The sequence below is a fragment of the Saccharopolyspora sp. SCSIO 74807 genome (genome assembly GCF_037023755.1).
Classification (GTDB): Bacteria; Actinomycetota; Actinomycetes; order Mycobacteriales; family Pseudonocardiaceae; genus Saccharopolyspora_C; species Saccharopolyspora_C galaxeae.
The window spans coordinates 4801390-4824695 of the sequence record NZ_CP146100.1; the positions used below are offsets into that span (position 1 = coordinate 4801390).

At 71.1% G+C, this 23306-nt stretch carries 24 protein-coding genes; 14 read left to right on the top strand and 10 right to left on the bottom strand.

Going from position 1 to position 23306, the window contains the following annotated elements:
* Positions 1-49: 49 nt before the first annotated feature.
* Both V1457_RS21935 and V1457_RS21940 read left to right on the top strand, forming a co-directional pair.
* Complete coding sequence (locus V1457_RS21935; protein ID WP_338596446.1) at positions 50-1468, top strand: MurT ligase domain-containing protein; 1419 nt, start codon at positions 50-52, stop codon at positions 1466-1468.
* Entirely contained in the window at positions 1465-2172 is a 708-nt protein-coding gene (locus V1457_RS21940) for a glutamine amidotransferase (protein WP_338596448.1), read from the top strand. Before V1457_RS21935 ends, V1457_RS21940 begins: the two co-directional genes overlap by 4 nt.
* A 12-nt stretch (positions 2173-2184) precedes the next feature.
* On the opposite strand, the gene murJ is transcribed toward V1457_RS21940, so the two are convergent.
* Entirely contained in the window at positions 2185-3813 is a 1629-nt protein-coding gene (gene murJ, locus V1457_RS21945) for a murein biosynthesis integral membrane protein MurJ (protein WP_338596450.1), read from the bottom strand.
* 111 nt (positions 3814-3924) lie between these two features.
* On the opposite strand from murJ, the gene V1457_RS21950 reads away from it, so the two are divergent.
* Positions 3925-4404, top strand: coding sequence for a YkvA family protein (locus V1457_RS21950; protein WP_338596452.1), 480 nt, complete (start codon positions 3925-3927; stop codon positions 4402-4404).
* Positions 4405-4455: 51 nt separating this feature from the next.
* Here the strand turns inward: V1457_RS21950 and V1457_RS21955 are convergent, their stop codons facing one another.
* Both V1457_RS21955 and V1457_RS21960 read right to left on the bottom strand, forming a co-directional pair.
* The gene (locus V1457_RS21955; RefSeq protein ID WP_200072422.1) at positions 4456-4899 is read right to left on the bottom strand and encodes a DoxX family protein; all 444 of its coding nucleotides are present in this window, start codon (positions 4897-4899) and stop codon (positions 4456-4458) included.
* Between the two features lie 153 nt (positions 4900-5052).
* A complete protein-coding gene (locus tag V1457_RS21960; protein ID WP_200072423.1) occupies positions 5053-6210 on the bottom strand; it encodes an acyl-CoA dehydrogenase in 1158 nt (385 codons plus the stop codon).
* Positions 6211-6337: 127 nt separating this feature from the next.
* On the opposite strand from V1457_RS21960, the gene V1457_RS21965 reads away from it, so the two are divergent.
* Complete coding sequence (locus tag V1457_RS21965) at positions 6338-7078, top strand: TetR family transcriptional regulator (RefSeq protein ID WP_200072424.1); 741 nt, start codon at positions 6338-6340, stop codon at positions 7076-7078.
* 422 nt (positions 7079-7500) lie between these two features.
* On the opposite strand, the gene V1457_RS21970 is transcribed toward V1457_RS21965, so the two are convergent.
* Together V1457_RS21970 and V1457_RS21975 are read right to left on the bottom strand one after the other, a co-directional pair.
* Positions 7501-7668: a hypothetical protein gene (locus tag V1457_RS21970; protein WP_200072425.1), complete on the bottom strand. Its 168-nt coding sequence runs from the start codon at positions 7666-7668 to the stop codon at positions 7501-7503.
* Between the two features lie 210 nt (positions 7669-7878).
* Entirely contained in the window at positions 7879-9432 is a 1554-nt protein-coding gene (locus V1457_RS21975) for a D-aminoacylase (RefSeq protein WP_338596455.1), read from the bottom strand.
* 126 nt (positions 9433-9558) lie between these two features.
* Between V1457_RS21975 and V1457_RS21980 the strand changes: the two genes are divergently transcribed.
* On the top strand, positions 9559-10605 hold the full coding sequence (locus V1457_RS21980) for a lipoyl protein ligase domain-containing protein (RefSeq protein ID WP_338596456.1): 1047 nt from the start codon (positions 9559-9561) through the stop codon (positions 10603-10605).
* Positions 10606-10636: 31 nt separating this feature from the next.
* Here V1457_RS21980 and V1457_RS21985 read toward each other — a convergent pair whose 3' ends face one another.
* Together V1457_RS21985 and V1457_RS21990 are read right to left on the bottom strand one after the other, a co-directional pair.
* The gene (locus tag V1457_RS21985) at positions 10637-10858 is read right to left on the bottom strand and encodes a DUF5703 family protein (protein ID WP_200072602.1); all 222 of its coding nucleotides are present in this window, start codon (positions 10856-10858) and stop codon (positions 10637-10639) included.
* Positions 10859-10908: 50 nt separating this feature from the next.
* Positions 10909-11877 carry a hypothetical protein gene (locus V1457_RS21990; RefSeq protein WP_338596458.1) on the bottom strand — a complete coding sequence of 323 codons (969 nt, stop codon included), beginning with the start codon at positions 11875-11877 and terminating at the stop codon, positions 10909-10911.
* A 250-nt stretch (positions 11878-12127) separates the two neighbouring features.
* Between V1457_RS21990 and V1457_RS21995 the strand changes: the two genes are divergently transcribed.
* The 6 genes from V1457_RS21995 (at position 12128) to map (ending at position 17281) form a co-directional block, all read left to right on the top strand.
* The gene (locus V1457_RS21995) at positions 12128-12778 is read left to right on the top strand and encodes a TRIC cation channel family protein (protein WP_338596460.1); all 651 of its coding nucleotides are present in this window, start codon (positions 12128-12130) and stop codon (positions 12776-12778) included.
* A 161-nt stretch (positions 12779-12939) separates the two neighbouring features.
* Entirely contained in the window at positions 12940-13788 is an 849-nt protein-coding gene (locus V1457_RS22000) for an undecaprenyl-diphosphate phosphatase (protein ID WP_307850234.1), read from the top strand.
* 105 nt (positions 13789-13893) lie between these two features.
* Positions 13894-14598 (top strand): histidine phosphatase family protein, encoded by a 705-nt coding sequence (locus V1457_RS22005; RefSeq protein WP_338596462.1) that lies wholly within the window; start codon positions 13894-13896, stop codon positions 14596-14598.
* Complete coding sequence (locus V1457_RS22010; protein WP_200072431.1) at positions 14595-15038, top strand: DUF6314 family protein; 444 nt, start codon at positions 14595-14597, stop codon at positions 15036-15038. The genes V1457_RS22005 and V1457_RS22010 overlap by 4 nt, the downstream gene beginning before the upstream one ends.
* 255 nt (positions 15039-15293) lie before the next feature.
* A complete protein-coding gene (locus V1457_RS22015) occupies positions 15294-16481 on the top strand; it encodes an RtcB family protein (protein ID WP_338596464.1) in 1188 nt (395 codons plus the stop codon).
* 32 nt (positions 16482-16513) lie between these two features.
* Positions 16514-17281 (top strand): type I methionyl aminopeptidase, encoded by a 768-nt coding sequence (gene map, locus V1457_RS22020; RefSeq protein WP_338605069.1) that lies wholly within the window; start codon positions 16514-16516, stop codon positions 17279-17281.
* Between the two features lie 56 nt (positions 17282-17337).
* On the opposite strand, the gene V1457_RS22025 is transcribed toward map, so the two are convergent.
* Positions 17338-17964 carry a TetR/AcrR family transcriptional regulator gene (locus tag V1457_RS22025; RefSeq protein WP_338596466.1) on the bottom strand — a complete coding sequence of 209 codons (627 nt, stop codon included), beginning with the start codon at positions 17962-17964 and terminating at the stop codon, positions 17338-17340.
* 446 nt (positions 17965-18410) lie between these two features.
* On the opposite strand from V1457_RS22025, the gene V1457_RS22030 reads away from it, so the two are divergent.
* From V1457_RS22030 to V1457_RS22040, 3 genes are all read left to right on the top strand, one after another.
* On the top strand, positions 18411-19109 hold the full coding sequence (locus V1457_RS22030) for a class I SAM-dependent methyltransferase (RefSeq protein WP_338605071.1): 699 nt from the start codon (positions 18411-18413) through the stop codon (positions 19107-19109).
* Between the two features lie 404 nt (positions 19110-19513).
* Positions 19514-20905 carry a cytochrome P450 gene (locus tag V1457_RS22035; protein ID WP_338596468.1) on the top strand — a complete coding sequence of 464 codons (1392 nt, stop codon included), beginning with the start codon at positions 19514-19516 and terminating at the stop codon, positions 20903-20905.
* Positions 20906-20955: 50 nt separating this feature from the next.
* Entirely contained in the window at positions 20956-21813 is an 858-nt protein-coding gene (locus V1457_RS22040; RefSeq protein ID WP_338596469.1) for an SDR family NAD(P)-dependent oxidoreductase, read from the top strand.
* Here V1457_RS22040 and V1457_RS22045 read toward each other — a convergent pair.
* Positions 21810-21977, bottom strand: coding sequence for a hypothetical protein (locus V1457_RS22045; protein WP_338596470.1), 168 nt, complete (start codon positions 21975-21977; stop codon positions 21810-21812). The two genes, V1457_RS22040 and V1457_RS22045, sit on opposite strands and share 4 nt — an antisense overlap.
* A gap of 303 nt (positions 21978-22280) precedes the next feature.
* The gene (locus tag V1457_RS22050) at positions 22281-23258 is read right to left on the bottom strand and encodes an NAD-dependent epimerase/dehydratase family protein (RefSeq protein WP_338596471.1); all 978 of its coding nucleotides are present in this window, start codon (positions 23256-23258) and stop codon (positions 22281-22283) included.
* Positions 23259-23306 lie beyond the last annotated feature (48 nt).

Below are 23306 nucleotides of genomic sequence, written 5' to 3' on the forward strand. Positions count from 1 at the left end.
CGCCGGGCGGACAGGCGGCACACCGTGATTCGTCCAGGGGGAGTGGCGAATGACCGGCACCAGGAAAGACGGCGACCGGGCCGCGCGCCCGGACGGCCGGGACGGTACTGAGATCGACGACGCGGCGCAGCCGCGGCCGGGCGCCGAGCACGAACCCGATGCCCGGTCCGACGAGACGAGCGCGGTGGCGCGCGGGAACCCGGTGACCGCGCCGTGGCGCGTCGTGGCTCCGCCGGTCGAACCCGCCCGACGTCCGCTGCGCACCTCGTTCGCGGTCGGTGCCGGCCGCGCGGTGGCCGGCATGTCCCGCCGGTTGCGGCTCGGCAGCGGCGGGATGATCGGCGGCAGGTTGGCGCAGAGCCTGCAGCCGGGCCTGCTGGGCACCCTCGCCACCGGCCGCCGGATCGTGCTGATCACCGGCACCAACGGAAAGACCACCACGACCGCGCTGGTTGCCGAGGCGCTGCGCAGCCGCGGCGCTGCCACCAGCAACGTCACCGGCGCGAACATGCTCGACGGGCACGTCGCGGCGCTGATGACCGACCTGTCCGCGCCGTTCGCGGCGTTGGAGGTCGATGAGCTGCACCTGGACCGGGTCGTCACGGAGTTCACCCCGGCCGTGGTGGTGCTGCTGAACCTCAGCCGCGACCAGCTCGACCGGGTCGGCGAGGTCCGCACCGTGCAGCAGAGCTTGCGCCGGGCGCTGGCGCGCGCGCCGCAGACCCGCGTCGTGGCCAACCGCGACGATCCGAACGTCGTGTCCGTCGCCGCCGATCACCCCGCGGTGACCTGGGTTTCCGGTGGCGCGCGCTGGACCAGGGACGCGCTCAACTGCCCGCGCTGCGGTTCCTTCCTGGACGACGTCGAGGGGGAGTGGCGTTGCGGGTGCGGGCTGGCCCGCCCACCGGCTGATTGGACCGTCACCGGTGCCGGGCTCACCGGCCCGGACGGGCTGGACCGCCGGCTCGCCGTGCAGTTGCCGGGCCAGGTCAACCGCATCAACGCCGCGTTCGCGGTGGCCGCGGCCACCGAACTCGGCTGCGACGCGGACGCGGTGCTGCGCCGGATCTCCGCGATGCGCCACGCCAGCGGCCGCTACTCCGCGGTTCGGCTGGACGGGTGGGCCGTGCGGTTGCTGCTGGCGAAGAACCCGGCGAGCTGGCTGGAAATGCTGGACCTCGTCGCTGCGCACGACCGGCACCTGGTGCTGGCGGTGAACAGCAGGGAGCCCGACGGCCACGACGTGTCCTGGCTGTGGGACGTGGACTTCGAGTCGTTGCGCGGCCGCGCGGTCACCGTCACCGGTGAGCGCGGTCTGGACCTGGCGGTGCGGCTGCGCTACGCGGACGTGGGCTGCGAGGTCGTGCCCACGGTCCGCGACGCACTGCCGAACGCGGGGGAGGAGCCCGACGTGATCGCCAACTACACGGCGTTCCGGGACCTGCTGGTCCGGAGCGTGCCGCGATGAGCGCCGTGCGGATCGCGCTGCTGCTGCCGGACCTGCTGGGCACCTACGGGGACCGCGGGAACATGCTGGTCTTGGAGCAGCGGCTGCGCTGGCGCGACATCGCGTGCGAGTCGGTCACAGTGCTGTCGTCCTCGGCCGCGGTGCCGGAGTCCTGCGACGTGTACCTGCTCGGCGGGGGAGAGGACGTCGCCCAGACCGCGGCGATGCGCGTGTTGGCCCGTTCACCGGGGTTGCAGCGGGCGGCTGCGCGCGGCGCTGCGGTGCTGGGCATCTGCGGCGGCCTGCAACTGCTGGGCACCGCTTTCACCACCGGGGACGGGGTGCGCCACGAGGGACTGGGGTTGGTCGACGCGGTCACCGAGCCGGGTGCTGAGCGGGCGATCGGCGAGGTCGTCGCGGATGCCGCACTGCCCGGAGTGGGGATGCTGACGGGCTTCGAGAACCACCTCGGCCGGACCCGGCTCGGCGCGACGGGCCGGCCGCTCGGCCGGGTGTCCCGCGGCACCGGCAACGGGCACGACCGGGCCGAAGGCGCGGTGCACGGGCACGTCGTGTGCACCTACCTGCACGGGCCGATCTTGGCGCGCAACCCGCGGCTGGCGGACTTGTTGCTGGAGTGGGCGATCGGTGCCGAGCTGCCGCGGGTCGCCGAGCCGCCGGAGCTGGAGCAGCTGCGCACCAGCCGGAGCCGCGCGGCGAAGTGACCAGCCCGGCGCTCAGCGCCGGGCGAACCGCCGCCGCAGCACCGCGCGCACCGGGTCGAGCTCGGGAGCGCGGGCCAGCAGCAGACCGCCGAAGCTGATCAGCAGGATCAGCAGTCCGTCCACGGCCAGTCGCAGCCACGCCCCGGCCACCACGCCGACCGCGGCGAACACACCGCTGAGCACCGCGTCCGCGGCGAGCGCGACACCGCAGGCGAGCGCGGTGACCACGACGGCGCGCAGCAGGCTCACTCCGATGCGCCCGCTGCGCATCCCGCCGACGCGGGCGCGCAACCACACCTGCCCGAGCAGCGCGCCGACCACGAAGCTCAGCGACATCGCCAGCGCGACACCGACCACCAGGTCGCGCGGGTCGGCGGTGGCCAGGAACAGGTAGCACAACGTGGCCCGCACCCCGACCATCACGACGTTGATCACCGTCGGCGTGCGCGCGTCCTTCATCGCGTAGAACGCGCGAAGCTGCAGCATGGTGATCGCGAACGGCACGATTCCCGCCGCGCAGACCCCGATGGTGGCGCCGAGCCGGTCGGCGGCGGCGACCCCGTTGTTGCCCAGCGAGAAGAACGCGACACCCAGCGAACCGCCCGCGACCAGCATCAGCGCGCTGATCGGCAGCAGCAGCACCGCGCTCATCCGGGTGCCGAGCGACAGGTCCGCGACGAAGTTCGCTGAGTCGTGCTCGGTGGCGGCGCGGCTGATCCGCGGCATCAGCGCGGTCAGCAGGGAGACCCCGAGCACGCCGTAGGGCACCTGGGACAGCAGCCAGGCGTAGGTGAAGGTGGCGACGCTGCCTTCGGTGCCTTGCGCGCTGACCCGGGTGGTGACGATCATGCCGGTCTGGCTGATCCCGGTGTAGAGCACGACCCAGCCCGCGAGTGCGGCGAACTCGCCGAGGTTGCGGTCCCAGCCCCACCGCCAGCGGAACCGGAAACCCACGCGGCGCAACGCCACCGCGACCACGAGGCTTTGCGCCACGATGCCGAGGGCGGTGCCGATGCCGAGCACCAGCAGCTTCGGCTGGCCCATCCGGACCGGGTCGAGCGAGATCGTCCCGGGCAGCAGCGCGAACACACCTGTGGTGGCGATGACCACGAGGTTGTTCACCACCGGAGCCCATGCAGGCGGACCGAACACGTGCCGCGCGTTGAGCACTGCCGAGAGCAGCGCCGAGAGGCCGTAGAACAGGATCGCGGGCAGCAGCAGGTAGGCGAACGCGGTGGTCAGCTCGGTGTTTGCCCTGCTGTTGGAGCCCAGGTAGAGGTTGGTCAGCAGCGGGGCGGAGGCGACCGACACCAGCATGGCCGCGGCCATGAGCACCCCGCCTGTGGTGATGAGCCACTGCGCGTAGGACTCGCCGTTGCGATGGCTCTCCTGTTGCGCCCGAACCAGCAGCGGCACCGCGACACTGGTGAGCACCCCGCCGAGCAGCAGCTCGTTGATGACCGTGGGCAGCGTGTTGGCGACGGTGTAGGAGTCGTTGACCATGCCGAGCCCGAGCACGCCGACCAGCAGCACCTTGGCCCCCAGGCCGGTGATGCGGCTGACGATGGTGGCCACGGCCATCGTGCCGCTGGCGCGGGCAAGTGAGGGCCGGTGTGCTGTCGGTTCGGCCTGTTCGACCAACTCAATGCCCCCTCGTGCGCCGTCCTCGGCGACTGTGTCACGGATGGCCGGGGGTTGCGTTGCCGAAACCGGACCGTGGCAGGCTGGTCGTGCTCAGCGGAGGAGGCGTTCGTGCTCGTCGTCGGTGTGCTGCTCGTGGTGGCCGGAGTGATCACCGCCGTGTCCGGGGACTGGACCGGCTCGCAGTGGTTGCTGCCGAGCGGTCTGATCGCGGCGGGCATCGGCGTGCTGATCGCCGGAGTCGTCGCGGCCGTGCGCCGCAGGCTGGCACCGCTGCGGGCGGCGAAGAAAGCGGCGACGTCGGCGCCCGGAAGCGGTGGCCCGATCAGCCGCGCGCGGGCGGTCCCGGCGATGGTCGCCGCGCCGTGGCGCGGGTCCGGTGCGGCGGTCCCGCGATATCAGACGGTGCTGTGGCTGCTGGCGTTGATCTACATCGTGTGGCCGGTCGATTTCGTACCTGACCTGTTGCCGCTGCTGGGCTTCACCGACGACATCGGGGTCGGCGCGTGGTTGCTGACCAGCCTGTACGCCGAAGCGGGCAACCACCTGGCCCGGCAGGGGGAGCGGTCCGGCGACGCCGTCGAAGACTGACCACCCGGCTCCGGGCGCGGCGGCGCAGCGAGCGACTCGGGCGCTCGGCGGTCATTCCGACGTGGTCGGCTGCTCGGCCACGCGGACCTTGCGCTTGCGGTACTGCGAGAACAGGCCGTGGTCGATCGCCCAGCGCCCGCCGTTGAAGCCGAGCATCAGCGCGGAAACCCCGATGACCAGCACGAGTTCGTACCCCTGCGGGGAGAACAGCCCGTAGGGAGCGTGCACGAAGAAGATCGCTCCGGCCATCACGATCGCGATGCAGATGCCCACCAGCGGCAGCAGCAACCCGAGGATCAGCAGCAAGCCGCCGACGAGCTCGACCATCGCGGTGAACCAGGCGGCCACCGAGGGCAGCGGGATGCCGATCTGCCGGAAAGCGTCCACGACGGTGGGCATGCCGATCCCGAAGACCTTCTGCGCACCGTGCGCGATCAGCACGATGCCGATCGCGAGGCGGGCGATGAAGGTGAGCAGGTCCCGCAGGTGACGCATGTCGCTCTCCCGGTGTTCGCGGCGGCTGTTGCGGCGTCGGGGGAGGTGCGGCCAGTGTGCGGGCGCGGCCGGTGCGGGGCATCCCGGCCGGAACGCCGTGGGCCCCCGGTGCGCGCGACCGGGGGCCCACGGGCCGGAGCTGCGTGCGGGCTTTTAGCCCTTGAGCAGCGCGCGGGCCATCACCATGCGCTGGATCTGGTTGGTGCCCTCGTAGATCTGGGTGATCTTGGCGTCGCGCATCATCCGCTCGACCGGGAAGTCCCTGGTGTAGCCGGCGCCGCCGAACAGCTGCACCGCGTCGGTGGTGACCTCCATGGCCACGTCGGAGGCGTAGCACTTGGCGGCCGCCGAGATGAACCCGAGCTTGCCCTCACCGCGCTCGGCGCGCGCCGCGGACACGTAGACCATGTGCCTGGCGGCCTCGATCTTCATGGCCATGTCGGCGAGCATGAACTGCACGCCCTGGAAGTCCGAGATGGCCTTGCCGAACTGCTTGCGTTCCTTGACGTAGTCGATCGCGGAGTCCAGCGCGCCCTGCGCGATGCCCACGGCCTGCGCGCCGATCGTCGGGCGGGTGTGGTCCAGCGTGGCGAGCGCGGTCTTGAACCCGGTGCCGGGCTCGCCGATGATCCGGTCGCCGGGGATGGTGCAGTCCTCGAAGTACAGCTCCACCGTGGGCGAGCCCTTGATCCCGAGCTTCTTCTCCTTCGGCCCGACCACGAATCCCGGGTCGTCCTTGTGCACCACGAACGCGCTGATGCCGTTGGCGCCCTGGTCCGGGTCGGTGACGGCCATGACGGTGTACCAGCTCGACTCGCCGCCGTTGGTGATCCAGCACTTGGTGCCGTTGAGCACCCAGTCGTCGCCGTCGCGGTGCGCGCGGGTCTTCATCGAGCCCGCGTCGGAGCCGGCTTCGCGTTCGGACAGCGCGTAGGAGGCGGTGGTCTCGCCGGAGGCGATCGAACCGAGCACCTTGCTCTTGAGGTCCTCCGAGCCGGACAGCAGGATCGGCATGGTGCCGAGCTTGTTCACCGCCGGGATCAGCGAGGACGAGGCGCACACCCGCGCGACCTCTTCGATCACGATGCAGGTGGCGACCGAGTCGGCCCCTTCGCCGCCGTACTGCTCGGGCACGTGCACCGCGGCGAAGCCGGACTTCACCAGCGCATCGAGCGCTTCTCGCGGGTAGCGCTCCTGCTCGTCGACCTCGGCGGCGTGCGGTGCGATTTCCTTCTCGGCCAGCGCGCGGACGGCTTCCCGCAGCGCGTCGTGCTCGTCGGCCAGCCGGTAGGTGTCGAAGTCCGGGTTCACCGCGTGCCTCCCGTTTCTCGTCGTGATCGCCAGGTAGGTGCGGCCGCGGACGGACCCGGCTGCGCACGTCGCGGAGAATCCTAACGGCACGGAGTGCCACCGGCAATCGGCCGGGTATATTTCGGCCATGCCCGAGCAGCCGAGGCCGCGCGAAGGCCGCACCGCGCAGGGTCGCCGCAGGGTCCGCGGGACCGTGTCGTTGGCGGCGCTGGACCTGTTCGCCGCGCAGGGTTTCGAGGCGACGACGGTGGATCAGATCGCCGAGGCCGCCGGAGTCGGCAGGCGCACCTTCTTCCGGTACTTCCGGTCCAAGGAGGACGCCGTGTTCGGCGATCACGAGGAACGGCTGGCCGACGTGGTCGAACGGCTGGAGGAAGCCGATCCGGCCGAGGATCCGCTGCTGGTGGTGTGCCGGGTCGCCGAAACCGTGCTGTCGGCGTACCTGGCCGAGCCCGCGGTCTCGCTGCAGCGGTTCGCCCTGACCAGGCAGGTTTCCTCGCTGCGGGACAAGGAGATCGCCAGCATCGACGGCTACCAGCGGGTGTTCGCCCGCTACCTGCGCGAGCGCTACCGGGAGCAGGACGAGGGCGGCCTGCAGGCGGCGGTGGCGGCCGCGGCGGTCGTGGCCGCGCACAACCACGTGCTGCGGGACTGGCTGCGCAGCGGTGCCGAGATCGACGCCATGCACCGCCTGCGCGCGGCGCTGCGCGTGGTGCGCCGGGGCCTGTCCGAGTCGTGGGCCGGTGGTGCGGGCGAGCAGGAGGACGTGGTCGTCGGCGTGGTGCGCACCGGGGCGCCCGCGGCGACCGTGTTCAAGCAGCTCGAAACCGCACTGCGCGATCTTCCGGGCGAATCTCCGCACGCCTGAACGCACCTTCTGCGGCACTGAGTGTCACCGAACCGGTGCCGAACTGCCGTTTTAAAAATATTCGCCGTTTCAGCGACGAGCGAAATTTCTCGAACCCATCGCGGTTCCGACACTCGCTGCACAGATCTCGCTCGGATGCGAGTGGAGCTTGCCTGGCGGAAGGGCGTGCGGCCCGATAGGGGAAGCCGCGGCGTTCACCGACTGCGTCGAGGGCGCGCGGTGGGGGCACCGATGCCCGCGACGGCCGCTGCGGGACCGATCAGGTCCGGCTGGGCTTCCGGGCACGCGGACGGCAGTTCGGCCGATGGGCCGAGTTCCGCGGCGACCCCGTGCTGTCGCGGGCGACGAGCTGGGATGTGCTGCATCGAAACGGCGTTTCCGGAGCTACCGCGTCCGGAGTTCTTGCGGTTGCGGGCGACGGGTCAGTCGTAGCCGCGAATCAGGTGGCTTTCGTCGTCCATGTCGAATCCGTCGAACCCGGGCGCGATGCTGCGCGGGTAGCGGTGCTGCGCGGGGATCTCCGCATCGGGGGACAGGGTGCTGACCGTCGCGGACTGGCCCTCGTCCGGATCGTGGTCTGCGCGTTCCAAAGTCATCTCCTTTGTCGTATCGGGTGTCGGGAGGGTACGGCCGATGATGCTGGGGAGTGGCTTAGATCGCACTCGCGCCACCCGGTTGATACATCCAGTCACCCGGAACGAGCGCGTCCGCCCAGGTCATCAGTCAATTACCTCGAAGTGTTCAGTGTTGACCGAAATTAACCGTTCAGTCCCGCACAAGCTCGTACGGCACCCAAGAACTCAAGGAGAAGGGGTGAGCCGCCGACCGTGCTTGCCGCCGAGGTAGTTGCCGTCTTCGACGACGGTCCGTCCGGCGAGGCAGACCCATCGCACGCCTTCCGGGCGCCGGGCCGGGGATTCGTAGTCGCCCACGTCGCGCACTCCGGCCGGGTCGAACGCGACCAGGTCGGCCGCGTTTCCGGGGGCGATCACGCCGCGTCCGGGGATGCGGAAGGTACGGGCGGGCAGTGCAGTCATCCGGCGGACCGCGTCGGGCAGGTGCAGCAGGCCGCGTTCGCGGGTGTAGCGGCCGAGCACTCGCGGGAACGTCCCGTACAGCCGCGGGTGCGGCTTGCCGCCGGTTCCGGGAGGCAACCCGTCGGAGCCGATCATCGTGTGGTCGTCGGCCAGCGCCAGTTCCAGGTCGGCTTCGCGCATCGAGAAGTGCACCATCGCCACCCGCAGGCGTTCTTGCACGAGGACGTCGGCGAGCGCGTCGACCGGTTCGCTGCCGGTGCACTCGGCGATCTCGTGCAGCGTGCTGCCTTCGTGCCGGTGGCTCGCGGTGGTGGCGATGCGGATGTCGTCCCAGTCGTCCCGGCCGCCGAGCTCGGCGCGCAGCTCGGCGCGGCCCGCGGGGCTGCCCAGCCGCGCGATCAGGGTTTCGGCGCCCGCGCCGAGGAAGTCGGCGGGCAGCACCGAGGTCAGCATGGTCGAGGAGGCGGTGTAGGGGTAGACGTCCTGCGCAGCGGGCGTTCCGAGGTGTCGCGCCCGGGCGATGCGGGTCAACGCGTCGCCGATCTTGCCCCAGTTGGCAACGCCTGCGGCTTTCAGGTGCGAGACGTGCGTGCGGCCGGCGACCTGGCCGATGCGCAGTGCCTCGTCGATGGATTCGAGCAGGTGGTCGCCTTCGTCGCGCAGGTGCGTGGCGTAGATGCCGTCGCCGCCGAGGACTTCGGCCAGCGAGCGCAGTTCGGCGGTGCCGGCGAACAGCGCGGGCGGGTAGATCAGCCCGCTGGAGAGGCCGAAGGCGCCTGCCGCCATGCCTTCGTCGAGGGCGGCGCGCATCGCGGCGAGCGCGGTGTCGTCGGCGGTTCGCCCGGCCATGCCCATCGCGGCGATGCGCAGCGTGCCGTGGCCGACCAGCGGGCAGTGGTTGGTGACGTGTCCTGCGGCGTCGGTGCGGGCGAACAGCTCGTGGAAGTTCGTCCAGGTGTAGCTGATCGGCGGGAACAGCCGTTCCAGGAAAGCGGGCAGGGTGTCGGCGTGTTCGGTGCTGCGCGGGGCGAGGCTGAAGCCGCAGTTGCCGACGACTTCGGTGGTGACGCCTTGCCGGATCTTGGTGGTGTCGGGTTCGTCGAGCAGCGGGGCGTTGTCGGCGTGCGAGTGCGCGTCGATGAATCCGGGGGCGAGCACGAGGCCGGTGAGGTCGCGTCCGAGGCGGTGCGACAGTGTGCCGGGTGGTTCGACGGCGGCGATGGTGCCGTCGCTGATCAGGACGTCGGCTCGGCGCAGGGCGCTGCCGGTGCCGTCGGCGAGCTGCGCTCCGGTGAGCAGCTGGCTGTTGGGGGTCACGGGGTCTCCCGGTGTCGGGTGTCCGGGGATCATCCTGCCCGGTGCGGGGGTGTGGCGGCGATGCCCCTGCTGGTGGGAATAGGTCGTGGCGGCCGGTGTTCGCACGGGTGTGGAAGGGAGTGCGCGGTGCACGGTGAGTACAAGGTCCCCGGCGGGAAGCTGGTCGTGGCCGATGTGGACGTTGCGGCCGGACGGTTGGTGAAGGTCCGGATCAGCGGGGATTTCTTCCTGGAGCCGGATGAGGCGTTGGAGGAGATCAACGCTGCGCTGACCGGGATGCCCGCGGAGGCCGATGCCGAGCAGCTGGCGGTGGCGGTGCGCGCCGGTTTGCCCGCGGAGGCTCGGATGGTCGGTTTCGGGCCGGAGGCGGTGGGTGTCGCGGTGCGCCGGGCGGTGACTCGGGCGAGCGATTGGCTCGATCACGAGTGGTGGCTGGTGCGGGACGGTCCGCGTACGCCGTTGCAGCACATGGCGTTGGACGAGGTGTTGGCCGGGGAGGTCGCTGCGGGCAGGCGGTCGCCGACGCTGCGGTTCTGGGAGTGGTCGGATCCGGCGGTGATCATCGGGAGTTTCCAGTCGGTGCGCAACGAGGTGGATCTGGCCGGGGCGGATCGGCACGGGGTGCAGGTGGTGCGGCGGATCACCGGCGGTGGGGCGATGTTCGTGGAGCCGGGCAACACCGTGACGTATTCGCTGTACGTGCCGGAGTCGTTGGTGGCTGGGATGTCGTTCGCGGATTCCTACGCCTTCTTGGACGACTGGGTGCTGGGTGTGCTGGGCGAGTTGGGCTTGAACGTGTGGTACGAGCCGTTGAACGACATCGCCTCGGATGGCGGGAAGATCGGTGGTGCGGCGCAGAAGCGGGTTGCCGGTGCGGTGCTGCACCACGTGACGATGTCCTACGACGTCGATGCGGCGAAGTTGGGCGAGGTGCTGCGCACGGGGCAGGAGAAGCTTTCGGACAAGGGGATCACCAGTGCGGTGCGGCGAGTGGATCCGCTGCGCAGGCAGACGGGGCTGGCGCGGGAGACGGTGATCGAGCGGTTGTCCGGCGGGTTCCGGCGCCGGTTCGGGTTGTCCGGCGGTGCGGTGACCGAGGACGAGGAGGCGGCGGCGCAGCGGTTGATCGAGTCGAAGTTCGCCACTCCGGGCTGGACGCACCGGGTGCCGTGAGCGGGCGCGGGCGTTTCGGCGGCGTGCCGGGTCAGGTCAGCAGGCCTGGCACGCCGGGGGTGGTGGTGCGGCGGCGCAGCCAGACCTTGCGGGTGCCGTCGGAGTAGAGCAGCACGCGGGACAGTTCCCATCCGGCGAATTCGGCGTGGATGCTCAGCTGGGTGGTCGCGCTCGGGCGGGTGATCCCGGGCGGCAGGCGCAGCGGGCGGTATTCCCAGTCGCCTTCGCGGTGCCATTCGCCTTCGGTGGCCACTTGCCGCGCCCGGGCGCGGCGGGGATCGCTTTCCGGGTCGGTGCTTTCGATCATGGCTTCACCACCTGTATTCCTGCTCCGGTCGCCGAGGCGACGAAGACGTTTCCGCTGGTGGGGTCGACGGCTACGGAGTCGGGTTGGTCGACGGTGGGCAGGCGCAGCTTCTCTTGCGGTTCGCCGCCTGCGATGTCGTAGCCGACGAGTTCGTTGGTGGCGGTCAGGGTGACCCAGGCCAGGTCGCGGTGCGGGTCGTAGGCCAGGCCGTAGGGGGCGCCGGGCACGGGGTAGCGCTGTTTGAGGATCAGCGGGCTGGTGGAGAAGGCCAGCAGTTCTTGGCCGCGGGTGTCCAGCGAGAGCACTCGCCCGTAGCGGTCGGCGACGGCGCGGGTGGCGCCGGTTCCTGCGCGCAGGGCGGGTTGTTTTTCGCCGGTGGCGGGGTCGAGCGGGGTCAGCGAGGTGCTGAGGGTGTCGAGCACGTGGAGTTGGCCGCCGGTGGTGACCAGTTGGGCGGGGGATTGGAAGCCGTCGGCGCGGGCTCCGCCGGGTAGCAGGACGCTGTTGCGCAGGGCCACGGCGAGTCCGCCGCCGGGTGCGGTGGTGGCGTCGATGGGGCCGCCGGGGTAGTGCAGCCGTTCGGCGGTGGCGGTGGCCGGGTCGATGCGTGCGACGAGGTCCGCGTCGGGTACGGCGGCCAGCAGTTTGCCGTCGGGCGTGGGTTGCAGGGAGGCGGGCGGCGCGGGCAGTTCGACGGTGCGGGGCGGCCGGTCGGGTTGGCGCGCGTCGCGCAGTTCCACGGTGCGCTCGTGGACGGTGGCCAGCGTGCCGGGCACGAAGGTGGTGTGGGTGCCGGCGGGTGCGGGCAGCACGGTGCCTGCCGGTGCGGTCGTCGGCGGTGGTGAGTCGGCGGGGCCTGCCGCGACGAGTTTGTCGGTGACTTGCAGCGGGTCGCCGGTGCCGACCGAGCCGCAGCCGGTGAGCGCGGCGGTGGCGGCGATGCAGACGGCGACCAGTCGGCGCAACGAGGACCTCCTTGTGCGTGCGCCCGCTGTCGGGCGGTGACCGCTCCAGGATTCCTGATGTCTCCGGCTGCCGGACCGGCCACCCCTGGTGGAATGGGGAAACGTCCAGCATGTCACCGGTCGGTGGGGGCGGGCCAGGGTGGCGGTGCGCGTCGTTTCCCTTCGGCGCCGCGGCCGGTGGTGATCATGCTGGTGACGCGGGTGCGTCCCGGCTCCGTGCGGCCCGGTGGTCGTTGTGTATGCATGGGGCATGGCCGCCGAATCGCCGCTGTTGCTCGCGTTGGACCTGACCGGCACGTTCGCGTTCGCGGTGAATGGGGCGTTGACGGCGGTGCGGGCGACTCGGCTGGACATCGTCGGGGTGGTCACGCTGGGGATGATCACCGGGATGGGTGGCGGGACGGTGCGCGACGTGTTCCTGGATTCGTTGCCGCCGGCCACGTTCGTCGATGGCTGGTACCTGCTGGTGGCGGCGTGCGGCGGGTTGTTGGCGTTCGGGTTGAGCAAGCCGCTGCACCGGTTGTTGCCGTTGATCACGGTGTTGGATGCGGTGGGGTTGAGCGTGTTCGCGGTGCTGGGGGCGAGCAAGGCGCTGCAGTTGGGGTTCGGTGGTGTGCAGGCGGTGCTGCTTGGGGTGATCACGGCGGTCGGGGGCGGCACGATCCGGGATGTGCTGATCCGCCGGATTCCGAGTGTGCTGCGCAGTGAGTTGTATGCGATTCCGGCGATGGTGGCGGCGGGGTTGACGGTGCTGGCGGTGCGCACCGGTGTTTATGGGATCGGTGTGGCGTTGGGGGCTGCGGCGGTGTGCTTCGCGATCCGGATGCTCGGTGTGCGTTATGGGCTCAACGCGCCGGAGCCGCCGAGGGGTCCGCATCGGCGGTCCGATCCGGAGGTGTGAGCGGTTCCGCGGCGGATGTTGATCACGATTCGGCGGCGTCGTGGTGAACGCGGGGCGACTGCGCGGGGGGCCACCGTTCGGGGGTTGGCGATGCTGCAAGATCTCCGGTCACAGGGGGAGCCAGGCGCCGGTGCCGCCGCTGCACCGGATCACCTCTCGACGTGCTGGAGTGGATTTCGTTGTCGTGGTTGCAGGCCATGGTGTTGGCCGTTGTGCAGGGGCTCACGGAGTTCCTGCCGATTTCGTCGTCCGGGCATCTGCGGATCGTGTCGCAGTTGTTCTTCGGGGATGACGCTGGTGCGTCGTTCACCGCGGTGACCCAGATCGGTACCGAGCTGGCCGTGGTGATCTATTTCTTCACCGACATCGTGCGGTTGATCGCGACGTGGTTCCGCGGTCTGGTCGATGCCGAGGTGCGCCGGACGCAGGATTACCGGCTGGCTTGGTACGTGATCGTGGGCAGCCTTCCGATCGGGGTGCTCGGGGTGCTGTTCCAGGACTACATCCGGGGCGCGTTGCGGAGCCTGTGGGTGACCGGGGCGACGCTGGTGCTGTTCGGGATTTTGCTGGGGCTGGCCGAGTGGCTCGGGCGCCAGCAGCGCGCGCAGGACCGGTTGACGTTGCGGGATGGTGCGCTGATGGGCTTGGCGCAGTCGTTGGCGCTGGTGCCCGGGGTGTCGCGTTCCGGAGGGACGATCACTGCGGGGCTGGCGCTGGGGTTGACCCGGCCGACCGCGGTGCGGTTCTCGTTCCTGCTGGCGATTCCGGCGGTGTTCGCGGCGGGGCTCTCGGAGATCCCGGAGGTGTTCGAAAGCGGCGGTCCGGGGTTGCAGCCCACGGGTGCGCAGATGATCGTGGCGACGCTGGTGGCGGGTGTGATCGGTTACGCCTGCATCGCGTGGCTGCTGCGGTTCGTGGAGCGGCACAGCGTGTACTTGTTCGTGTGGTACCGGATCGTGCTGGGGCTGGCGGTGTTCGCGCTGCTGGGGTTCGGCGTGATGCAGCCCTGATCGCGGTCTCCTGCAGAACGGCCCGGTGCCTTTTCGGCGCCGGGCCGTTCTGCTGCCGGGGCCGTCGTGCCGGGGTCGGTGCGGCGGGGCTTACCCTCGGCGTTCGTGGCGACTCTCATCCTGCTCAGGCACGCGCGGTCGGCGGCGAACGGTTCCGGGATCCTGGCCGGGCGCAGTCCCGGGGTCGGTTTGGACGATGCGGGCAGCGCGCAGGTCGCGGGGCTGTCGAAGCGGTTGGCCGAGGTGCCGATCTCGTCGATCGTGGCTTCGCCCTTGCAGCGCTGCCAGGACACCGTGCGGGCGCTGGCGGGCGAGCGCGAATTGACGCCGGTCGCCGAACCTGGCTTGTCCGAAGTGGACTACGGGGATTGGACGAACCGGAAGGTTTCCGAGCTGACCCAGGAGAAGTTGTGGTCGGTGGTGCAGCAGCACCCGTCGGCGGCGGTGTTCCCGGGCGGTGAGGGGCTCGCGCAGGTGCAGGCCCGCGCGGTGGCCGCGGTGCGCGAGCACGACGCGCGGGTCTCGGCCGAGCACGGGCCGAACGCGGTGTGGGTGGCGTGCTCGCACGGGGACGTGATCAAGGCGGTGCTGGCCGATGCGTTGGGGCTGCACCTGGACGGTTTCCAGCGGATCGTGGTGGATCCGTGCTCGTTGAGCGTCGTGCGCTACACCGAGACGCGGCCGTTCGTGGTGAAGATCAACGACACCGGTTCGGACGTGTCGGCGTTGCTGCCGCCGAAGGAGTCCGAGCAGCAGTCCTCGGATGCCGTGGTCGGCGGTTCCACGGGCGCCCCGGGCGGTGCGGCGTGACCGAGCCGGGGTTCGCGGTCACCGATGTGGCCGCCTACTTCGGTGGCCGGTGGGAGCTGCACCGGGAGATCACCGATGATGCCGGTGGGCGGCTGGGGGAGTTCAGCGGCCGGGCGGAGTTCACCGCGGAGCCCGGCGATCTGCTGGTCTACCGCGAGGACGGGGTGCTCGAACTGGGTGCGCATCGCGGGCCTGCGCAGCGCACGCTGCACTACCAGGTGATCGGGCCGGGGCAGGCGCAGGTGTGGTTCGACTACGGCGATTTCTTCCACGACCTGGATCTGCGCACGGGTCGTTGGCAGGCGAGCCATCCTTGCCGGGACGACCTCTACCGCGGCGAGTTCGGCGTCGAGGGTCCGGATCGGTGGTGGCAGTGCTGGCGGGTCTCGGGTCCTGCGAAGGCGCACACGTTGACCACCCGGTTCCGGCGATCGCCGTAGCCGCGGAAATCCCGTTGCCCGGGTGGCCGGGCGCCGGTCATGATCGTTGGGTCGGGCCGCGCTCGGGGGAGCGCCGAGGGTCGCGGGCGGGTGCGCCGCGCCACCGGTGATGACGGCCCGTCCCGTCCGGTGCGCTGACGTGCCGGACTCGTCGATGAACGCCCGTGCGTGCAGGCTGGTTTGCCGGTGCGGGCGTTTCGCCGTCGCGCGGTGCACGGTTGGGGGCCTGCGCCGCGTGGTGAGGAGGTGGTCCCCATGCAGCGGCTTCTCGAGGGCGCCGGTGTGCCCATCCGGATGTGGGCGGACCCGCGCGAGGTCGAGGACGCCGCGATGGCGCAGCTGCGCAACATCGCGGACCTGCCGTGGGTGCACGGGCTGGCGGTGATGCCGGACGTGCACCTGGGCAAGGGCGCGACGGTCGGCAGCGTGATCGCGATGCGGGATGCGGTTTCGCCTTCGGCGGTGGGCGTGGACATCGGCTGCGGGATGAGCGCGGTGCGCACGTCGCTGTCGGCGGCGGACCTGCCGGACGATCTGGGCCGGTTGCGGCGGCGGATCGAGCAGGCGGTGCCGGTGGGTTTCGCGATGCACGGCGACCCGGTGGACACCTCGGTCGCCGGTGAACCCGGTTTCGACCGGTTCTGGCGGCGCTTCGACGAGCTGCACGAGGGGGTGCGGGACAGGCGCGATCGGGCGCTGCGGCAGCTGGGCAGCCTCGGCGGCGGGAACCACTTCATCGAGGTGTGCCTGGAGCAGGGCGGTGCGGACGCGGGCCGGGTGTGGCTGATGCTGCACTCCGGTTCGCGCAACATCGGCAAGGAGCTCGCCGAGCGGCACATCGAGGTGGCGAAGTCGTTGCCGCACAACGCTGATCTGCCCGATCGGGACCTGGCCGTGTTCGTCTCCGGCACGCCGCAGATGGCCGCCTACCGCCACGACCTGTTCTGGGCGCAGGAGTACGCCCGCCGCAACCGGGCGGTGATGGTCGGGCTGGTGCGGCGGGCGTTGTCGTCGGTGGTGCCGGGAACGCGGTTCGACGAGCCGATCTCGTGCCACCACAACTACGTCGCCGAGGAGTCCTACGGCGGGGTGGAGGTGCTGGTGACCCGCAAGGGCGCGATCCGCGCGGGCAGCGGCGAGCTGGGGATCATCCCGGGCAGCATGGGCACCGGCTCGTTCATCGTGCGCGGGCTCGGTAACGAGGAATCGTTCACCTCCGCCTCGCACGGGGCCGGTCGGCGGATGTCGCGGAACAAGGCCCGCAAGGCGTTCACCGCGGCGGACCTGGCCGCGCAGACCGCAGGGGTCGAGTGCCGCAAGGACGCCGGGGTGGTCGACGAGATCCCGGCGGCCTACAAGGATCTCGACGCGGTGCTGCGCGCCCAGTCGGACCTGGTCGAGGTCGTCGCGCACCTCAAGCAGGTGGTGTGCGTGAAGGGCTGATGGCTGCTGGAGCGGGCAGCGGAGAGGTCGACGTGATCGAGTTGAAGTCCCGCGGCGAACTCGACGTGATGCGGGAAGCCGGACGCATCACCGCCGCAGCGTTGAGCGCGGTGCGCGAGCACGCCGCGGTCGGGGTGCGGCTGCGTGAGCTCGACGAGGTCGCCCGCGCGGTCATCGCCGAGTGCGGCGCCGCGCCGGTGTTCGACGGCTATCACCCGAACTGGGCGCCGAGCCCGTTCCCCGGTGCGATCTGCGCGTCGGTCAACGACGCCATCGTGCATGGCATCCCGGGTGATCAGCGCCTCGCGCGCGGGGATTTGCTCAGCGTGGACTGCGGGGCGCGCCTGGACGGCTGGTGCGGGGACGCGGCGATCACCTTCCCGGTCGGCGAGGCCGACCCGGCGGATGAGCAGTTGGTGCGGGACACGACGGCGGCCTTGGAGGACGGGATCGCCGCTGCTCAGCCGGGCGGGCGGCTCGGGGACGTCTCGGCGGCCATCGGCGTGCTCGGCCGCGGCGGCGGGTATGGGCTGCCCGGCCCGCTCGGCGGTCACGGCGTGGGGCGGGACATGCACGAGGCGCCGTTCGTGCCCAACGAAGGCAAACCGGGGCGTGGTGTGCCGCTGCGGCCCGGGCTGGTGCTGGCGCTGGAACCGATGCTGCTGGCCGGTGGGCGCGACGACATCGACACCGGAGACGACGGTTGGACCGTGCGCACCGGTGACGGCAGCCGCGCCGCGCACGTCGAGCACACCGTGGCGATCACCGCGGACGGGCCGGTGGTGCTCACGGCCGCGTGAGCACTGCCCGCGGTCCCGGCCGCACCGCCGGGGACCCGGTACGGCCAGGGGGCCGGTCAGGAAGGCTCGCCGGCCGCGGAGCCGCGGACCATCGTGCTGATCAACGTCACGGCGTGCTCGACTATGCGGTCGCGGCCGATGTCGAGTTCGCCGGCGCACCAGGCCAGGATCGTGGCGCCGATGCCACCGGCCAGCGAGGTGGCCAGCAGCGTGCGGTCGCGCGCGTCCGCGGTCCGCGCGGGCAGCACTTCGTCGACGAGCAGGCCGAACAGCTCGGGTGCGACCCGGATGCCTTCGCGGGTCAGCACCGGGTCGACGAGGGCTTCGGCCACCAGGATCCGGGCGCGGTGCGGGTCCTCGGCCAGGAAGTCCACCAGCGCCTGGACCGTGGCGCGGGCGCGGGTTTCGAGGTCGCCGCGTTCGTCGGCGACGGCTCGGGCGACGACTTCGCGGGTTTGCGCGGCGACCCGGTCGTAGACGGTGACGACGAGTTCGTCGCGGTCGGTGAAGGCCTCGTAGAAGTAGCGCTCGGTCAGGCCCGCTTCCCGGCACACCGCCCGCACGGTCACGGCCGATCCGCCGCCGGAACCGAGCAGTCTGGTACCCGCGGCCAGCAGGCGGCTGCGCCGGTCGGCGCGCCGCTGCGCAACGCTTTCACCTTTCCAAACCCGCTGGGTGCTCATGGGCAGAGTCTCCCCGACAGCGGCCGCAGCGGCGTGACCGCCCGGGGGCGGCGAGCGCGAGGTGGCGGTGCACCGGCGCGGATCGAAACGGCGCTCGGCTGCACGGTCGGCGAGCATCGACCGCCAACCGGCAGCGCGGGTGCAGGAAGAACGAATTCCTCGTCGGGCTGGGGAAAAGTCGTGAGAAACTGCCCGCCCGACAGCGGGAGAACAGTTCGGTGAAAGCCGCGCAGCTTGCCATTCGCTGCAGGCGGTGAACGAGTCGCGGCCGCACACCCCATCTCGCCCAGCCGAACGCGTTGCCGTGTCCTGCCCGGGAAATTCCGTTGTCGGGTCGTTCGGCGGGCTGCTACGAAGACGCGGTGACTTCGCTGGATGCACTCGTCATGCCTGACAAGTACCCGCGTGCGGCGACCTACGATCCGCAGTGGATGGTCGACAACTGCATGGGTCCGAATCCGCTGTGGCTGCTCGAGGACCTCAGCCGGGACTGCACCTTCCGGCCCGGGATGAAGGTCCTCGATCTCGGGTGCGGAACGGGCATGACCTCGATCTTCCTGGCGCGCGAGTACGGCGTCGAAGTGTGGGCCTCGGAACTGTGGCTCCCGGCCGAGGACAACGCCGCGCGATTCGCTCGGGCAGGCGTCGGCGACCAGGTCCACGCCGTGCGTGCCGAAGCGCACGACCTGCCGTTCGAACCGGAACAGTTCGATGCGGTCCTGTCCGTGGACAGCTACCACTACTTCGGCACCGATGATCTCTACCTCGGCTACCTCAGCCGGTTCCTCAAGCCGGGCGGTCAGCTGTCGATCGCCGTGCCGTCACTGCACCGCGAATTGCGCGAACTCGGTGGCGCCCCGGCGCATCTGCGAACCGGGGTGGGCTGGGAGGTCCTGGCCTTTCACACACCCGAGTGGTGGCGCTTCGAGTGGGAGCAGACCGGACTTGTCGAGGTCATTGCAAGCCGGGCGCAATCCGATGGTTGGCTCGACTGGAAGCTGTGGTGCGAGGTCTGTGCCGAACACTCTCCCGACGAGCTCGTCAGGCAGCACTCCCGCGCGGAGATCCCCATGCTCGACACCGACCGTGGCGAACTGCTGACCTTCGCGCTCGTCACCGGCCGGAAAAACGGATCTGCGGAGTGATCCCTCGCGTCAGCGACCCGGAGCTTCGCTGATCGCTATCGTTGCCCGGCGAGGCGGCAGCGCAGGTGCAGGAACAACGGGCTCCGCCTCGCGGCGGCGAACCGCATTCGAGTGCGCGCGCCATTTCGCGGATCGCTTGCGGAATGACGGGCATGTCGTGCAGGACCATGAATGCGACCTTTTTCGGGCGCACTGCGCGACATATTCGAGGGAAAGGTCGCCGCCGCGGCCGGAAGCTGCGAGCCGGCAGGCGCAACGGTTCCGCGGGTTCCGGGTACGAACATCGCGACCGCCGCCGGGAGACGGGCCGGGACTGCTCCGGCCGAACGATCGCTCTTGCCGCACCCATTTTTGACAACGTACGTTGTCAGCCACCTTGTCAAAGACGACGAGAGGTGCTCGCCATGCAGCGACGAAGCAGCGTGCTCGACACGGTGCCCGCGGACCGCGCGGATGCCGGGTTGCGACCCGTGCGCGGTGATGCGGGACCACCCGTGCTCGGCTACGCGCTCCAGGCGACCAGCGACCCGTTGGCGTTCCACCGCAAGCGCTACGAGCAGTACGGCCCGGTGTCCTGGTTCAGCGCGTTCGGCACCCGCACGGTGCTGCTGCTCGGTCCGGAGGCGACCGGCACCGCGCTGCAGAACCGGGACAAGGCCTTCGCCAACGGTCCCGGCTGGCGCCGGCTGATCGGGCCGTTCTTCGACGGCGGGCTGATGCTGCGCGACTTCGACGACCACCTCGCGCACCGGCGCATCCTGCAGCAGGCGTTCACCAACGACCGGCTGCGCAGCTACCTCGCCGAACTGCACGGCGCCATCGCCTGCGGGATCGAGCAGTGGTCACCGCGCGCGGACTTCCCCGTCTACACCGCGCTGAAAGCGCTCACGCTCGACCTCGCCAGCGACATCTTCATGGGCGGAGTCGACTTCGGACGGCGCAAGCAGGAGGTCAACCAGGCGTTCATCGGCTGCGTGCAGGCCGCTACCTCGCTGGTGCGCCTGCCGCTGCCGGGCACCCGGTGGCGGCGCGGCCTGCGCGGGCGGGCGCTGCTGGAACAGGTGCTGCGCCCGCAGGTCGCCCGGCGCCGCGCCGAGGACTCGGCGGGCGAGGACCTGTTCTCGCAGCTGTGCACCGCCTCCGACGACGACGGGGCGCGGTTCACCGACGACGAGGTCGTCGACCACATGGTGTTCCTGCTGATGGCCGCGCACGACACCTCCACGATCACCGCGACCAGCATGGTCAGCTTCCTCGGCAGGAACCCGGAGTGGCAGCAGCGCTGCCGCGCCGAGGCCGACGCGCTGAGCGCGGAAAAGCCCAGCCGCGAGGAACTCGACGGGCTCGAAGCGCTGGACCTGGTGATGAAGGAGTCGCTGCGGCTGGTGACGCCGGTCCCGTCGCTGATGCGCCAGACCGTGGCCGACACCGAGGTCTGCGGGCACCACCTGCCCGCGGGGACTCCGGTCGCGGTCGCCTCCCACCAGGTCCACCACGATCCGCAGGTCTGGACCGACCCGGAGCGGTTCGACCCGGACCGGTTCGCCGAACCGCGGCGGGAGGACCGCAACCACCGCTTCGCCTGGCAGCCCTTCGGCGGCGGCGTGCACAAGTGCATCGGCATGCACTTCGGGACCATGGAGGTCAAGGCGATCATGACGCAGCTGCTGCGCCGGTTCAGCTGGACCGTGGACCCCGCCTACGAGATGCCGCTGAACTACAACTCGCTGCCGTTCCCGACCGACGGCGCACCGGTCGCGCTGCGCCGCCGCGAGCGCGCGAGCACCCCGGCCTGACCTCCCCGATCTTTCCCACCCATCCCACTGACCAGGAGGCGACGAGAATCGTGCGGCAACTGACCGGCAAAGTAGTCGTGATCACCGGAGCGGGCGGCGGCATCGGCCGCGCGCTGGCGCAGCGGTTCGCCGCGGCGGGCGCGGTGCTCGCGCTGTCCGATGTGGACCCCGCGGCCGCCCGGGAGACCGCCCGGCAGGCGTGCGGCGAGGACGGCGCGCGCTGCTACGCGCTGGACGTGACCGACCGCGACGCGGTCGCCGAGCACGCGCGGCAGGTGCGGTCCGACCTGGGCCCGGCCAACGTCATGATCAACAATGCCGGGGTGGCCGCGATCGGCGACCTCGTCGACCTGTCGTGGCAGCAGCTGGACTGGATCCACGGCATCAACGTCAACGGGGTGCTGCACGGCACCCGGGCGTTCCTGCCGGAACTGGTCGACTCCGGCGACGGGCACCTGGTCAACATCTCCAGCCTGTTCGGACTGCTGGGAGTACCGGCCCAATCGGCCTACTGCGCGGGCAAGGCTTACGTGCGCGCGCTGACCGAATCGGTCCGCCAGGAGATGCGCGTGGCCGGGCACCGCGTCGGTGCGACCGTGGTCCACCCCGGATTCGTGCGCACCGACTTCGTGCGCTCCGGCCAGGCCGCCGGGGACGGTGACGCGGCCGCGCTCGGCGACGTCGTCGACCGGTGGGTGCGCACCACCCCGGAGCAGGTCGCCGACAAGGTCGTGCGCGCGGTCCGCAAGGACCGCGGCAGGGTGCTGGTCGGAGCCGACGCCTACCTCGGCGACGCGCTCGCCCGGCTGAGCCCGGTCGGGTACCAGGCGTTGACCAGTGCGTTGACCCGGTCGATGAAGCGGACCAGCGACGCCGAAAACACCGGCGGCGAACGGCAATCCGCCTAGGGCATCGGGTCGAACGGGCCCCGGTCCGGCTCGCAGACCGTGCCCTCGGCGGGCAGTGCGCCGTCGCTGGAGTAGACGTTCAACGCCCCGTCGATGCAGGCGCTGTGACCGCGAGCGCCGTGCCCGACCCCGTCGGCCCGCCGCGCGTAGTCCGACACGCCCACGGGTCGCGGGGGTTGCTGCTGTCGTTGCACTGCACGCTGATCCGCTGCTCCTCGCCCAGGGAACCTCCCCAGTCCCGCGAGGCGGGCGGAACCGGCACGACCGGTGGCGCTCCGGCGGCACCGGGCAGGGACAGCTCGTGCAGCTGCTGCAGGAAATCGCCGAGGATCGTCGACGCCGAGCACCTCGACCGACAGGCCGCCCGGCGTCGCCCGAAGCGCCCATCGGGGATTTCGATTTGAGACGATCTTGATCCGCGCCTCGGGGCGTTTCTAATGAGTTGGCGTCTCCGGGCCGAACCGGGATCAGCGGTGCGCCAGCGCGGCCTCGTCGGCAGCGGTGTCGGCGTCGGTCCAGGTCGTGTCGGGCGGGTGCGCCAGGTGCCAGCGCACCGACTCGGCGACCCGCGTCGCCGGTTCACCCGGGTTCCAGCCCAGCACGGCGCGGGCGCGTTCGACCGAGACGAGCAGGTGTTGCGGCTGCTGCGCGGTCAGCGCCACATCCGGCGGCAACACCTCGTCGGCGACGCGCACCAGCCGGGCGTCCGAGCCTGCCGCGGCCACGATCTGCTCGAACCACTGCCGCAGCGGCGGCGTGCCGGTCTCGCCGAGGTTGAGCACCATCCCGTCCGCGGCGCGCCGATCCAGCGCCGCGAGCACACCGGTCGCCAGGTCCTCGACGTGACCTCGCGTCCACAGCAACTCACCCGGACCCACCGGAATGCTGCGGCGACCGGCCCGCAGCCGCCGCAGCACGGCGTCCTCGCGGCGCTGCCAATCGTGCGGGCCGTAGCTCAACGGCAACCGCAGCACCACCGCGCCGCGGGCCAGCCACCGCTGTTCCACATCCAGCTTCTCGTAGTCCTCGGGCACCGAGTCGTACCCGAGACCGCGGTACGGGTAGCGCTCGGCGCGCACCGGCGAGTCCTCGGTCAACGGCCCGTCGCTGTGGTGGCGACCGGCCCGCAACGCCGCGAACGCTTCGTAGACGTCCTGGCTGGAGAGCACCACCGCCGGAACCCGCGGCAGCACCGGCAGCACCGCGTCCACATCGGACCCGGTCAGCGCGCTGGTGTCCACCACGGCCTGTGGGGCGAACTCGCGCACCCGCTCGGCGTGCCCGGCCAGCTCGCGGCGATCGGTGCGCAAGTGCGCCACCGGTAGCCACGGGTGCGGTTCGTGCCTGCCGCGGTGCACCAGCAGCACCTCGTCCCCCCGCGCGTGCAGCCGCTCGGTCACCCGGCGGCCGAGGAACCGCGTGCCGCCCAGCACCAGAACTCGCATGGAACCGACCCTGCCACGGCACGCGCGCGGCACCGGTGGGCGTTCACC

Excerpts from the sequence above, each read along its gene's own strand:
- V1457_RS21940 (WP_338596448.1), top strand. The coding sequence starts at position 1,465 with ATGAGCGCCGTGCGGATCGCGCTGCTGCTGCCGGACCTGCTGGGCACC.
- V1457_RS22015 (WP_338596464.1), top strand. The coding sequence starts at position 15,294 with ATGCAGCGGCTTCTCGAGGGCGCCGGTGTGCCCATCCGGATGTGGGCG.
- V1457_RS22025 (WP_338596466.1), bottom strand. The coding sequence starts at position 17,964 with ATGAGCACCCAGCGGGTTTGGAAAGGTGAAAGCGTTGCGCAGCGGCGC.
- V1457_RS21955 (WP_200072422.1), bottom strand. The coding sequence starts at position 4,899 with ATGCGTCACCTGCGGGACCTGCTCACCTTCATCGCCCGCCTCGCGATC.
- V1457_RS21935 (WP_338596446.1), top strand. The coding sequence starts at position 50 with ATGACCGGCACCAGGAAAGACGGCGACCGGGCCGCGCGCCCGGACGGC.
- V1457_RS22035 (WP_338596468.1), top strand. The coding sequence starts at position 19,514 with ATGCAGCGACGAAGCAGCGTGCTCGACACGGTGCCCGCGGACCGCGCG.
- V1457_RS22030 (WP_338605071.1), top strand. The coding sequence starts at position 18,411 with ATGGGTCCGAATCCGCTGTGGCTGCTCGAGGACCTCAGCCGGGACTGC.
- V1457_RS21965 (WP_200072424.1), top strand. The coding sequence starts at position 6,338 with ATGCCCGAGCAGCCGAGGCCGCGCGAAGGCCGCACCGCGCAGGGTCGC.
- V1457_RS21995 (WP_338596460.1), top strand. The coding sequence starts at position 12,128 with ATGGCCGCCGAATCGCCGCTGTTGCTCGCGTTGGACCTGACCGGCACG.
- V1457_RS22050 (WP_338596471.1), bottom strand. The coding sequence starts at position 23,258 with ATGCGAGTTCTGGTGCTGGGCGGCACGCGGTTCCTCGGCCGCCGGGTG.